The 12,025-nt window shown below is 67.0% G+C and carries 17 protein-coding genes; 8 read left to right on the top strand and 9 right to left on the bottom strand.

The genetic code is table 11. The annotated features are described in order from the left end of the window. Window positions 1–3: 3 nt before the first annotated feature. A complete protein-coding gene (locus ACFXKN_RS28615) occupies window positions 4–576 on the bottom strand; it encodes a TetR/AcrR family transcriptional regulator (protein ID WP_378972926.1) in 573 nt (190 codons plus the stop codon). 38 nt (window positions 577–614) lie between these two features. Here ACFXKN_RS28615 and ACFXKN_RS28610 point away from each other — a divergent pair, with 38 nt between their 5' ends. From ACFXKN_RS28610 to ACFXKN_RS28590, 5 genes are all read left to right on the top strand, one after another. Further along, the gene (locus tag ACFXKN_RS28610; RefSeq protein ID WP_378972931.1) at window positions 615–992 is read left to right on the top strand and encodes a hypothetical protein; all 378 of its coding nucleotides are present in this window, start codon (window positions 615–617) and stop codon (window positions 990–992) included. A gap of 182 nt (window positions 993–1,174) precedes the next feature. After that, window positions 1,175–1,465 (top strand): hypothetical protein, encoded by a 291-nt coding sequence (locus ACFXKN_RS28605; protein WP_378972935.1) that lies wholly within the window; start codon window positions 1,175–1,177, stop codon window positions 1,463–1,465. A gap of 1 nt (window position 1,466) precedes the next feature. Next, on the top strand, window positions 1,467–2,141 hold the full coding sequence (locus ACFXKN_RS28600; protein WP_378972946.1) for a HemK2/MTQ2 family protein methyltransferase: 675 nt from the start codon (window positions 1,467–1,469) through the stop codon (window positions 2,139–2,141). Beyond that, window positions 2,098–2,334 carry a CDGSH iron-sulfur domain-containing protein gene (locus ACFXKN_RS28595; protein ID WP_378972951.1) on the top strand — a complete coding sequence of 79 codons (237 nt, stop codon included), beginning with the start codon at window positions 2,098–2,100 and terminating at the stop codon, window positions 2,332–2,334. Before ACFXKN_RS28600 ends, ACFXKN_RS28595 begins: the two co-directional genes overlap by 44 nt. Beyond that, the gene (locus ACFXKN_RS28590) at window positions 2,334–3,329 is read left to right on the top strand and encodes an iron-containing redox enzyme family protein (RefSeq protein ID WP_378972956.1); all 996 of its coding nucleotides are present in this window, start codon (window positions 2,334–2,336) and stop codon (window positions 3,327–3,329) included. The genes ACFXKN_RS28595 and ACFXKN_RS28590 overlap by 1 nt, the downstream gene beginning before the upstream one ends. Here the strand turns inward: ACFXKN_RS28590 and ACFXKN_RS28585 are convergent. From ACFXKN_RS28585 to ACFXKN_RS28570, 4 genes are all read right to left on the bottom strand, one after another. Continuing rightward, window positions 3,304–3,732 carry an ATP-binding protein gene (locus tag ACFXKN_RS28585; protein WP_378972959.1) on the bottom strand — a complete coding sequence of 143 codons (429 nt, stop codon included), beginning with the start codon at window positions 3,730–3,732 and terminating at the stop codon, window positions 3,304–3,306. The genes ACFXKN_RS28590 and ACFXKN_RS28585 overlap by 26 nt on opposite strands. Window positions 3,733–3,809: 77 nt before the next feature. Next, a complete protein-coding gene (locus ACFXKN_RS28580; RefSeq protein ID WP_378972962.1) occupies window positions 3,810–4,229 on the bottom strand; it encodes an STAS domain-containing protein in 420 nt (139 codons plus the stop codon). Between the two features lie 130 nt (window positions 4,230–4,359). After that, window positions 4,360–5,196 (bottom strand): RNA polymerase sigma factor SigF, encoded by an 837-nt coding sequence (locus ACFXKN_RS28575; RefSeq protein WP_379434176.1) that lies wholly within the window; start codon window positions 5,194–5,196, stop codon window positions 4,360–4,362. Between the two features lie 97 nt (window positions 5,197–5,293). Then, the gene (locus tag ACFXKN_RS28570) at window positions 5,294–5,731 is read right to left on the bottom strand and encodes an anti-sigma factor (RefSeq protein WP_378972970.1); all 438 of its coding nucleotides are present in this window, start codon (window positions 5,729–5,731) and stop codon (window positions 5,294–5,296) included. Between the two features lie 269 nt (window positions 5,732–6,000). Here ACFXKN_RS28570 and ACFXKN_RS28565 point away from each other — a divergent pair, with 269 nt between their 5' ends. Beyond that, on the top strand, window positions 6,001–6,174 hold the full coding sequence (locus ACFXKN_RS28565) for a CsbD family protein (protein ID WP_378972974.1): 174 nt from the start codon (window positions 6,001–6,003) through the stop codon (window positions 6,172–6,174). A 193-nt stretch (window positions 6,175–6,367) separates the two neighbouring features. Beyond that, complete coding sequence (locus tag ACFXKN_RS28560; RefSeq protein WP_378972980.1) at window positions 6,368–6,820, top strand: anti-sigma factor antagonist; 453 nt, start codon at window positions 6,368–6,370, stop codon at window positions 6,818–6,820. A 22-nt stretch (window positions 6,821–6,842) separates the two neighbouring features. On the opposite strand, the gene ACFXKN_RS28555 is transcribed toward ACFXKN_RS28560, so the two are convergent. After that, on the bottom strand, window positions 6,843–7,628 hold the full coding sequence (locus tag ACFXKN_RS28555) for an alpha/beta fold hydrolase (RefSeq protein WP_378972987.1): 786 nt from the start codon (window positions 7,626–7,628) through the stop codon (window positions 6,843–6,845). Window positions 7,629–7,806: 178 nt separating this feature from the next. Further along, window positions 7,807–8,085, bottom strand: coding sequence for a hypothetical protein (locus tag ACFXKN_RS28550; protein ID WP_378972991.1), 279 nt, complete (start codon window positions 8,083–8,085; stop codon window positions 7,807–7,809). 155 nt (window positions 8,086–8,240) lie between these two features. On the opposite strand from ACFXKN_RS28550, the gene ACFXKN_RS28545 reads away from it, so the two are divergent. Continuing rightward, a complete protein-coding gene (locus ACFXKN_RS28545) occupies window positions 8,241–9,152 on the top strand; it encodes a hypothetical protein (protein WP_378972994.1) in 912 nt (303 codons plus the stop codon). Window positions 9,153–9,158: 6 nt separating this feature from the next. On the opposite strand, the gene ACFXKN_RS28540 is transcribed toward ACFXKN_RS28545, so the two are convergent. Both ACFXKN_RS28540 and ACFXKN_RS28535 read right to left on the bottom strand, forming a co-directional pair. Continuing rightward, on the bottom strand, window positions 9,159–10,829 hold the full coding sequence (locus tag ACFXKN_RS28540; protein WP_378972998.1) for a DUF885 domain-containing protein: 1,671 nt from the start codon (window positions 10,827–10,829) through the stop codon (window positions 9,159–9,161). A 225-nt stretch (window positions 10,830–11,054) separates the two neighbouring features. Continuing rightward, entirely contained in the window at window positions 11,055–11,696 is a 642-nt protein-coding gene (locus tag ACFXKN_RS28535) for a class I SAM-dependent methyltransferase (protein WP_378973007.1), read from the bottom strand. Between the last annotated feature and the right edge of the window lie 329 nt (window positions 11,697–12,025).

Here is a 12,025-nt window from a genome sequence, read left to right as displayed (position 1 = left end):
CGGTCAGTCGGCGCCGTACAGGCGCAGTACCGACGACCGGAATTGGGCGGTCACGGTCGCCACGTCGAGCCCGCCGCCGCGCAGGTGCTGGTCGGCGGCATGGCCGAGCGCGATCGTCGCGGCGACGAGCCAGTCGGTGCGCAGATCCGTCGTGAATTCGCCTGCGTCGCGGCCACGGCGGATGAGCGCGTCGAGGTGCTGTTCGATCGGTACGTGACGTGCGGCGTCGGCGGTGCGGTCGTTGTCGGAATAGTCGAATCTCGTCTGCTCGGCCAGCATCGTGGCGACCGCGGACAGGAATCGGTCGAGAGCCGCAGTGGCAGTGCCGGTTTCGAGGTCTGCTGCTGCCAGCGCGTCGAGCGCCCGTCGACTCTGTTCGTCGCGCACCGAGGTGAGCAGCATCTCGCGGGTGCCGAAGTGCGCGTACGCGGTCTGTCGGGTGACCCCCGCCGCGGCAGCGATCTCGGACATGCTCGCCTCCGGGCGCTCGCCCAGCACCCGGATCGCCGCCGCTACCAGTGCCGACCGGTTGCGTCCGACCTCTGCCCGCTGACGGCGCTTCCTTATCTCTGACACGATTGACAACGATAACAGCCCACTTAAAATTGTCAGGTATGTCAGAGATAACTGAACGCGCGGCCCGCCGACTCGTCCTCGACTACACCCGCGATATGGCCCTGTCCGATGAGGATCCCGCCGAGATCGTGAACCGCACGCTGACCGAGGACGTGATCTGGCAGACCGACGGCAGCGAGCTCGATCGCGCCGCGCTGATCGCGCACGCGGCCCCCTCCCGTAAGAACGTCACCGCCGTCGATGTCCGGATCGACGACCTGCTCGTCGACGGCCACCGATTCGCCGCCCGCTGCTACCTCGCCGCCGAACATCGCAAGCTCGGACAGGTGGCGATCGAATGGATCATGATCGGCAGCGTCGCCGCCGACGGACGGGTGCGACGGATTCACCAACTCGCCAGGACTCCGAAGTCCTAGGAGTGGCCCTGACCACAGCGGACGGCCCGCGGGTCGCGCTGGAATCCACCCCGCGCCGCGACCTGGCCGGGGTCATCGAGACGAACTGACTCACCGGTCCACGCGGGTGTCGGCTGATTGCCTTGCCGGTTTGCGGGCATGTCCACGACAGGGCGGTGTCGTCCGCGAAAGGAGCATGCGCGGTGAATCAATCAGAGAAGCAGTTCCCCGATAACGCTCGGACCACTCGGACACATGCGGGGGAGTCGATCAGGGACACGAGGAACTGGCCCGGATTGATTCTCGCCGCCCTCGGGCTGGTGCTGCTCGCCGTCACGCTCACCGCGGCCGGGTACGGCTTCGCGGGCTGGGCGGTGCTCGCAGGGGTGGCGTGCGCGGTGTGTCTGGTGATGGGGATCGGGCTCGTGGTCGCGGAGCATCGGTGGGTGAAGGCGCAGGAGGGCCTCGCCCTGGGTGAACCACGAGGACACTGAGGTGGTGGTCATCCGGGCGCCGCGCGTCTACCGACCGCAGGCCGACACCTGGCTGCTGGCCCGCGCGCTGAACGAGGTGCCCTCGCTGCGTGGCGGCCGGGTGCTCGACGTGTGCGCCGGTACCGGCGCGTTGACGGTAGCTGCCGCGGCGGCGGGTGCGAGCAGTCTGACCGCGGTCGACCTGTCGCGGTCGGCACTGATATCGACCTGGATGAACTGCACGCTGCGTGGCGTGGCGGTGGAGTTGCTGCACGGCGATTTCGCGTCCGCGCTGGGGCTGCCGCGCTTCGATGTGGTGGTCGCGAACCCGCCCTATGTTCCCACCGAGCGGGCAGGCGGTCGCGGTGCTGCACTGGCGTGGGACGCGGGTCCCGACGGCAGGAGTGTGCTCAACCGGTTGTGCGCGATGCTGCCGGACCTGCTCACCGAACGCGGCGTCGGATTGATCGTGCATTCGGCGATCAGTGATCCCCAGCGCAGCTTGGCCCAGCTCCGCGAGCTGGGTGCGAACGCCGATGTCGTGGCAACGGGAACGGTGCCGTTCGGGCCGGTCATGCGGTCACGCGCCGGGTGGTTGGCCGCGAAGGGCTTCATCAGGCATGGCCAGCGCGAAGAGGAACTGGTGGTGATCCGTGTCGACCGAACATCGTCGTCTGTCGTCGCCGACCCCGCCTGAGCCGCGGCGCGTCGTACTCACCGACGACGGGCCCGCACTCATCGACGGTCCCGTCGACCTGGTCACCGCCGACGGCACGGTGCTGCACTGCGACCGTTTCGTGGTGGCGCTGTGTCTGTGTCGTCGATCGAGCACGTACCCGCTGTGCGATACCAGCCACCGGCGCCGACGTCAGCCGAGGAGCGCCGACTGATGCCCCGGCGATCACTGCCGCGCCCGCGTGGCGAGTTGTCCGCCGCGGTTGTCGAATTACTCACGCGGACACCAGGTTCGGTGGTTCCCGATGCTTGCGCGCTCGACCCCTACGGCGAAGATCTACTGCTCGCCCTGCACACCTGCTACGAACTGCACTATCAGGGATTCGCCGGTGTCGACGAGAACTGGGAATGGGACCCCGACCTCCTGCGTTTGCGCCGCGACCTGGAGAACACCCTGCTCACGGCACTGCGCGCCGATGTCCCCGGCGGCGACGACGTCGACGGGGAACTCGATCGTCTGCTCGAACCGACCACGGACACCGACGGCGTCGCCGGGTTCCTCGCCGAGCGGGGGACCGCCGACCAGTTGCGTGAGTACTTCGTCCACCGCTCGATCTACCACCACATCGAGGCCGACCCGTATGCCTGGGTGATCCCGCGCCTGCGCGGACAGGCGAAAGCGTCGCTGGTGGCGGTGGAATTCGACGAGTTCGGCGGCGGCCGCGGCGAACGCGTCCACGCGCAACTCTTCGCCGACCTGCTCTCGGGGGCGGGACTGGAGCCGGGCTACCTGCACTACCTCGACGCGGTGCCGGCGCCGATGCTCGCGCTGGTGGACATGATGTCGCTGTTCGGCCTGCATCGCGGCCTGCGCGGCGCACTGGTCGGGCATTTCGCCACCGTCGAGATCACTTCGTCGCCGGCTTCCCGGCGCTTGGCGGAGCTGGCCCGCACGCTGCTCCCGCATCCCGCGTGCGCGCACTTCTACGCCGAGCACGTCGAGGCCGACGCCGTGCACGAACAGGTGATGCGTCGCGATGTCATCGCTGGGCTACTGGCCGCCGAACCGGGCGAAGCCGCCTCGATCGTCTTCGGCATCCAGGCGACGAACCTGCTCGAAGACCGCTTCGCCGAGCACATCCTGAAGTGCTGGAACGAGGATCGCGGTTCGCTGCGTGAGGCGATCAGTGCACCCGGCGCACCTGCGTGAAGGAGATGGCGACGGGGTAACCGCCCCGGTCCCGGTCGTAGGCCTCGTGGTCGGCGGTGAGGTGGTCGGTGATCGAGTGCATCACATGCCAGCCGAACCCTGTCGTGTCGATCGGGTCGGTGTCTCCGCAGACGGCGTCGACCTCGATCCGGATCCGGAAGCCGTCGGCGGTCACCTCGCAGGTGATCTGGGAATCGGGCACCGCACCGAGGATCAGGCAGGTGGCTGCCTCGTCGAGCGCGACTCGCATGTCGGCGACCGCGTCGACGGTGAAACCCGCGATCAGGGCAACGGTTTCGGCGACAGCCCGGAGCATGACAACCTGGCCGAGGTCGGCGTCGATCTGGATACGGATCGATGTCGCATGAATCGAATCGGCGATGAGCCGGTCGCTCGAATCCACGATGTCCTCCTCCCGAGCATGCGCTGGAGTGGCTTCACCGAGCGCATACCCAGGAACTACCGACCCGAAACAGCTTCTCAGTGGCCGGATTCGGATCCCGACGCCTCGTCGATGGACAGGTAGTACCGGAACAGTGGCCGCACGCCGACCAGATCCAGTGCCCGCTCCACCTCACGACCGTCGGTGAGCAGGCTGATATCGACCCCGCGGGACCACGCGTCAGCTTTGGCGACGCCGAGCATCGTGGCGACCCGCAGGCTCAGGAACTCGGTATCGCGCAGATCGAGGACCACCACGCGCGCACCGGAATGCACGGCGCGGTCGAGCAGCGCACAGAATCGGGGCATCCGCGCCGCGTCGAGCTCGATACCGCCGTGTAAGACCCAGCAGCCCGGTCGCCCCGGATCGCGCAGCGCCAACCCGGCCGCGGCGGCCGCGGAGCACCCGCGGTACCAGCGCAGCCGACTCGAATGCCGGCGATCCATGACGACAGACATAGAACCTCCTGTGCGACAGGGCGTTCCGGTTCGCGCTACCGACGGACCCTGGCACAGGGTGCGGCGCACGAGAACCGGTTCGGCTGGAGGTATCGACCTGGGACGATTCTGGCACGTGGCGGCGCCGCTGTCACTGCGCGGGCATCGGCTCGGCGAGTGCTTGCTCACGCAACGACGACAGGGTCCGCGACAGGATCCGCGAGACCTGCATCTGGGAGACACCCAATTCCTCGGCGATCTGGCCCTGCGTCTTGGACTCGTAGAAGCGCATGATCAGCACCTGCCGCTCTTCGGCGGGCAGCTCGGCGATCAGCGGACGGACCGCCATCGCGTCCTCGGTGAGCTGGTAGCAGGGCTCCTCGGAGCCGAGGATATCGGTGATCGGCTGCGTGGAATTGTCGCGACCGTCGTGGGTGACGCCGTCGATGGAGTTGGTCTGGTAACCGTTGCCCGCGACCAGCGTGCGGGTGACCTCGATCAGGTCGACGCCGAGTTCGTCGGAGAGTTCGTGCGCGGTGGGGAACCGCCCGAGCCGCTGCGACAGTTCCTCGGTGGCGGGACCGATCCTGAGCTGGATCTCCTTGAGCCGTCGCGGCACCCGCACCGCCCACGTGCGATCACGGAAGTGCCTGCGCACCTCGCCCATGATCGTCGGAATCGCGAAGGACAGGAAGGAGGAGCCGCGAGTGACGTCATAGCGATCCACGGCGAGCACCAGCCCTACCCGGGCGGTCTGCTCGAGGTCGTCGAACTGTTCGCCGCGGCCGTTGAACTTGCGTGCGATGTGGTCGGCGAGCGGCAGACACAGTTCGATGACCTGCCTGCGCATCGCGTCGTGGTGCTCGTCGTCGATGGGCAGTGCCCGCAGCTTCTCGAACCACGGTTCGATGTTGTCGTAGCTGTCGCCGCGCGAATGGGATCGCCGGGCGGTCGGACGAACTGCGGCTGTCGTTGATTCCCATGTCATCGCTACTTGCCTCACTTCCAGGCGGTTGCAGATGTGTTCATGGGGTACCCACCGGGACCCGGGGCCATGCCCTACCTATGAGGCTAGCGCGAGATGATCACGACTCGGTCGGTCCGTGCAATCGCCTGATCCAGCCGAATTCGACAGTGGTCGGATAGCCGTCGCGGGCCGGGTCGAAGCCGGCGTAATCGGTGCGCAGTGCGTCGGTGAGGGTCGCGACGACATGCCAGCCGAAGGATTGCTCATCGAGCGCGGCGGGCTCGCGGGCCAGTGCGCTCACCCGGGCGCCGAGCACGCCGTCGCCGCCGGTGAACGAGCAGTCGAGCTGGGAGTCCGGGGTCGCGACCAGCATCAACGCGGTGGCGACTTCGTCGAGTGCCAGCAGGAGATCGGTGACCTCGTCGAGCGCGAAGCCACCGACGAGCAGGACGGTCTCGGCGAGTGCGTGCACCATGCTCAGCTGGTCCAGGTCGGCGGGCACCTGGAACCCGACGGTTCTCGAGCGGGGAGCGGTGTCGCGATCTCGAGCTCGCACGCCACCTCCCTCGTCACCGACCATGTGGTCGGAGGTTACCCCGTAACCATCGGGTCACGCCTCGAGCTCATTTCCGGCCGTTACCCGACGAGATCGGGCCGCGGTGCCGCACCTGTGAGCATCGCGCGTCGGCCCGTATCGAAGGCAACTCCTGATCCGTGCCGGTCGCCGCGCCTGTTTGCCTATGGCGGACCCGGGTAGGCCGTCGATGGGCCCCCAGGACGGCCCACGGCCACCAGCTGGCCGAGAAACAGCCTGAAAGGAATGCCATGGGTATCGCTGACAAGGCGAAGAACAAGGCCGAAGAGCTGGCGGGCAAGGCCAAGGAAGCGGCCGGCCGCGCCACTGACGACCGTGATCTCGAGAACGAGGGTCGCGGCGAGCAGGCGAAGTCGAACCTCAAGGACGCGGGCGAGAAGGTCAAGGACGCGTTCCGCGACTGACCGGTCACACGCCATCCGGGTCATCGGTCCTCGACGGGACCGATGACCCGCGGTCTTTTCGACACGCATCAGATCCATCACAATCGCTGACACCACCGACTCGGCGTGCTGAAATGGATTCACCAGCCCATCTCTAGCTACCTGGATCGGCGGGCAGTCTGTCTACCTGCCGGTGTCGAGGGATCGAGCACTCGTGAACACCCATTCCAGTGATGGTGACAGGACGATCCGGATCGACGAATTCGACCCGGCACTGTGCGCGGAGGTCACCCTCCATCACACGGCGACTGTTCTGCACGTGCACGGCGAGATCGACGCCTGCAACCTGCTCGAGTGGCGCGCGATTCTCGACGAGGCCATCGCGGCGGAGGGGCAGTCGGGCCATCTGGTGATCGACATCAGGGACGTGACCTTCATGTCCTGCCGGGCGATTCTCGACATGGCGACCCGCGCCCAACAGTGCGAGCTGCGCATGAGTGTGGTCAATCCCGTGCCGTCGGTCACCGACCGGATCATCCTCGCCGCCGGCCTCACCGAGTGGCTACCCGTCTACCCCAGCCGCACCGAGGCCCTGGCCGCCGCGCGCACGCTACCGGTCCAGCAGTCCGTCCGAATGTTCCCGCCGGCGCCGTGGACGGCGAGGTGAGCAGGAGACGACCGGCGCCGGTTCAATCGTTCGCGGCGGAATTCGTCAGTATCGGCAGCAACGCCTCGGCGCTGACCATGTGGTCCTGCCCGGCGAGCACCCGATGCGTCGCGTGGGGAATCGCCGCGGCCAGCTCCCGCGCCACCTGATGCATTCCGGGTGGGTTCTTCGCCCCGACAACGACATTCACCGGCACCTGGATGTTCTCGAAACGCTCCACCGGGGGAAGTATCTCGGTGATCCCGATGTCGTACATCACTGTGGGGGCGAGTGCCTTCATGGTTTTCCAGCCGGGAAACAGCGGTAGCAGCGCGACGAACGCACGCGGCATCCCGATCCCCTGCAGGAATGCCTTCAGCGCTCGGGCGTTCTTCCCCTCGTCGAGAAGCGCGCGTACCGTCCCGGCCAGCTCGGCGTAGGACGCCCGCTCGGCCTCGTCGTGCACATAGGGAGCGTCGTAGATCACGACCCTGTCGAGCTTGTCCGGCATCCTTACCGCCGCTTCGAGTGCGAGCGCCGCACCCGACGAATGTCCGTAGAGAATCGCGCGCCCGCCCGCCGCATCGACCACCGTCTCGATATCGTCGATTTCCCGCTCGATCGCGTACGGCAGCACGTCCCCGCTGTCCCCGCGCCCGCGCCGGTCATAGTTGTAGACAGTGAATTTCGTGGCGAACACCCGCACGTCGGCGACGATCGGCCGAAACCTCCGGAAACACGTCGCGCCGGTGATGTACACCAGTGCCTGCCCGTTCCCGGAAACGTCATACGCGAGCTCCGTACCATCCTTCGACGTAGCGATCCTCATAACTCGTTCCTCTCGGTGCCGGGCCCGCGGATCCCTGATCGATCCACTGTCCTCTACCACAACGACGCTCTCGCCTCCCGAAACTCATCGGTGCGGCAAGAAGCTGTGCCCGTTCGAGCTGTGCCCGCTTCGCCCGCCGAAGACACGTGCACGGTTCGACCGCTGTAGCGGCCTTGGGTCACCAGCCGGGTGGCGATGTCGCGTCCGCCGCGACATTCATGAATGCGGAGATCACGTGATCGGTGAGGTAGAGCCTTAATTCGCTGCGCCACTCGGCGGGGACATCCGCCGGGACCAGGTCGAGTGCCTCCTCGACCTCCTCCCATATTCGGGGAAAGGGAATGCCGTTGCGCGAGCAGGATTCGACAGCGACCATCAGCTGATCTGTCAGGCAATCCATGTGCGCATTCGATATCACACTGAATCCCGGGTCGAGTAGGAGCTCGAGATCGTCCATATTTTTTCCCCTTACCGGTTTCGCGCCCCTGCTGTGCGCTCAACGTAGGTGACCGATTCGCGGTGCGCGAAATCGTGCGGGGGTTACTGGGCGTTCAGATATCTTTCGGCTGCCGACTTGTGATCGGCACCGACCGGCCAGTGTAGGTTCGACCGATGACCTCCACGGCCCTGTACTGCGGCACTCGCTGGGACGAGCAGGGTCGATGGTTCTACGAGCTGCTCGGCGACGACGGGACCACCGAGCTGATGCCCGGTGTCGGGACGCGGCTGGCGTTCCGGATTACCGATTCCGGGCGATTCTGCCTGGGGTACAACGGGTTCGGCGGCGGACGTCGCGGGCGGCAGCCGTGCCCTCGCCGCGCACGAGTCGACACCGGTCGTCAGTGCGAGCAGTGCCGAATCACCGAGGGCTGGTCGGTGGTGCACAGTCATCGCGGTCCGCTCACGGCATTGCCAGAACAGGTCCGCGACTACATGTCGCAGCCACACCACCTCTACATCGCGTATTTCGGCGACGGGATGACCAAGGTCGGTACAGCCTCGGCGTCGCGGCGCAATCGCCGGCTCTTCGAACAGGGCGCGCTGGTCGCCCGATTCATCACCGATTCCCCTGACGGACTCCATGTTCGAGATCTCGAACGGACAGTGACCGAGCGAGCGGGCATCGGGCAGGCGGTCGCCGGTGTCACCAAGACTCGCATCCTGACCAAACCGCTGCGCCCGTGGGCAGCCCTGGAATCAGCCGTCGCCGATGCGGCCGAGCATGCCGCGAGCGCACTGCCCACCGACATCGCGCGCACCGATATCGGCTGGTCGGGCGGCCGGGACTTCTACGCAACGATCCTCGAACACGGCCGGTTCCCGGTCGCCACCGAAATCGCCGGGGAGCCAGGCGAATACCTCATCGACGCGGTGACAGCGCACGGTCACACGATCGCGTGCCGGGACACCGCGGGCGCGAGCGAACTCGTATTGGTCAACGACACCCGCCTGGTCGGTCGCCGCATCGAACTCGACCCCTCGATCACGGCGAGTCCGGAACCCGCGCAAACCAGCCTGTTCTGACGGCCCTCACGCCATGGCGGCGAGTTGCGCCCGCATCGTATCCAGGCCCATTCCGCCCAATCGCAAAGCGCGGGTGTGGAATTGCTTCGAATCGAACGCTGCGCCCGCTCGCTCGCTTGCCTCTGCGCGGGCTGCGAGCCACAGACGTTCACCGAGCTTGTACGCAGGCGCCTGTCCCGGCCACCCCAGGTACCGGTCGATCTCGTCGCGGGCCGTGATGGCATCAGTGACTGTCCGGGTCAGCAGGAACTCCAGGCCGAGGTCGGGGGTCCAGCGCTCGCCCTCGTGGAAGCCGGTGCCCGCGGGGATCTCCCATTCGAGGTGCATCCCGATATCCACGATCACCCGCGCGGCGCGAAACAGCTGCTGCGACAGCATACCGAACAGATTGCCGTCGTCGCTGAGATAGCCGAGCTCCTGCATGAGGCGTTCGGCGTAGAGCGCCCAGCCCTCGCCGTGCCCGGAGACGAACGACATCATCCGCTGGTACCGATTCAGCGAATCCGCCGCGCACACCGCGGTCGCGATTTGCAGATGATGGCCCGGCACGCCCTCGTGGTAGACCGTGCTCACCTCACGCCAGGTCGCGAAGTCTTCTTTTCCGGGCTCCACCGACCAGCACATGCGAGCGGGACGGCTGAAATCGGCACTTGGCCCGACGTAATACGCCCCGACCACACCGCCGGGCGGCGCTATCGTGCATTCCAGCTGCACGATCTCGTCGGGAATCTCGAAGTGCTTGTCGCGCAACGCCTCCAGGGCTTCGTCGGACATCTTCTGCAGCCACGCTCGGAGCTCGGACTGCCCGCGCACCCGGTATTTCGGGTCGGCGTCGAGCACTGTCGCCGTCTCGGTGAGTGTTGCCCCCGGCGCGATGCGGGCAGCGACAGCCAGCATCTCGGTCTCGAGCCGGGCGAACTCCGCCCACCCCCAGACATAGGCTTCGCGCAGGTCGAGGTCGGCGCCGGTGAAATAGCGCGACCACAGCCGGTAGGTCTGCTCGCCGACGGCATCCTTGGCGGGAGCGAGGGGCACGAGCTCGGCGCGCAGAAACTCAGCGAAGTCGGCAAAGGCCCGTTGGGCCGCGTCCGCGCCCCGGCGCAGTTCCGCCAGCGGGGCACCGTCGACATCCGCGGCGGCGGCGACGAAGATGGTGAAGAATCCTTGCTTCCCGCCGGAACCTGCCCACGTGTCGGCCTGCTCGGCGACTTTGACGACCTGCCGCAGCGCACTGACCTGCCCGCGTTCCGCCGCGACCACCAGCGACGCGCGCACACCGGCCAGCGCCGCAGGCACCCCAGCGAGACGCTCGGCGATCACTGTCCAATCCGCGGCGGTCTCAGCGGCCATCACGTCGAATACCATCCGAATGTTCTGCACCGGACTTTCGATCACATTGAGCGCGGCGAGCGGGAGCCCGGCGTCATGGATCTCCACGTCGAGCCCGATGCGTTCGGTGAAGACGGCTTTCGCCACCCGCTCACCGTCATCGACTGGTTGCGCGGAAAGTATGGCGCGCAACGCGTTTCGGGCGATCTCCGCCCGAACCTCATGCCCGGCGGGCGAATAGTCGGTCAGGCGATCGTCATGCCCCGCGATGCCGAACATGGTCGCCATGACCGGATCAGCGGCCGCGTAGTCCTCGACGAACCGATCACAGATCTCATCCACACCCATCCGAGACACGCTAACGGCCATCGAGGCCCGACGGGCAACGAACGAGCGCGTGCACGGCGGGTCGAGTCATCCGTGTTGTCGCCGCGCCGTCTCGGTGATCCAGGTGGGTGCGTCGCCGTGTTTCTCGTTCACCGCGCGCATCTTCGGGTCATCGAGGGCGACCAGTTCGGCCATCACCTCGTCCACCTATCCGGCGCCTGCGCCTCCTGATCTCGTCGATGCCCATCATGCGTCGGGATCGGTGCGCGCGTTCGAGTCGGGTGCCAGGGAGAACACCGCGACCAGGAAGTCGGAGTCGGCGGTGAAGGGCCGCAGATCCCAGGTTGACAGCAGTAGATCGACTGTGAGACCGGCGGATTCGGCATCGGTCAGGAACTCGGCGAACTCGTAGCCACGGTCCGCGCCGAACCCGATGATCACCCGGCCGGTCGGCGCGAGATGCCCGGCGAACCCCGCCAGGACGGCCGACCGGGTGGACGGGGCAAGAAAGGTCATCACATTGCCCGCGCACACGATGGCGTCGAAGTCGGCGGCAGGCAGATTCAGTTCGGCGAGGTCGCCGACCTGCCAGGTCGGGCCGGGATAGTCCGCACGCGCCGCGTCGATGAGCACCGGGTCGACATCGACGCCCACCACTGTGTGCCCGGCACCATGCAGGTAGCCACCGGTCCGCCCCGGCCCGCAGCCCGCGTCGAGCACTCGGCTACCGCGCCCGAGCATCGCGTCGATCAGCCGCGCCTCGCCCACGATGTCCTCGCCCTGCGCGGCCAGGGTCCTGAACCGCTCCACGTACCAGCTCGAATGTGCCGGGTCCGCGGCGGTGAGCTCCTCCCACCCGCTGGGTGTGCGCTCGTTCGACGTATTCATGAATGCCTGCTCCTCGGGTCGGTCTGCACTACCGACCCTAGAGGCTCGGCTCGGACAGGGCGCGAAGGCCGGGGGCGGTGGCGTGGCGAACGAAATGGCAGTCGGCCAGGCGGTCGGTCTCGCCGAGTTTGACTGTCAGACAAACGGATTCGGCTAATCGATAGGGTCGGCTCTCCACGACAGCACCGAGTACGCGGCGCAGTCGCGACACTTCCGCGCGGACCGCGACCGCATGCCGAGCGTGCCCTGAACGCGATGGTCTTGCATGGCTTTCGGGACCAGGTGCTTCCCGGTGGCTGGTTTGTTGTCGTACCCCGGTGCCACACTGT

This window comes from Nocardia sp. NPDC059195, from assembly GCF_042754695.1.
Lineage (GTDB): Bacteria > Actinomycetota > Actinomycetes > Mycobacteriales > Mycobacteriaceae > Nocardia.
Note: the sequence above shows the minus strand (reverse complement) of the source record. Positions and strands in the feature narration are given on the sequence as shown.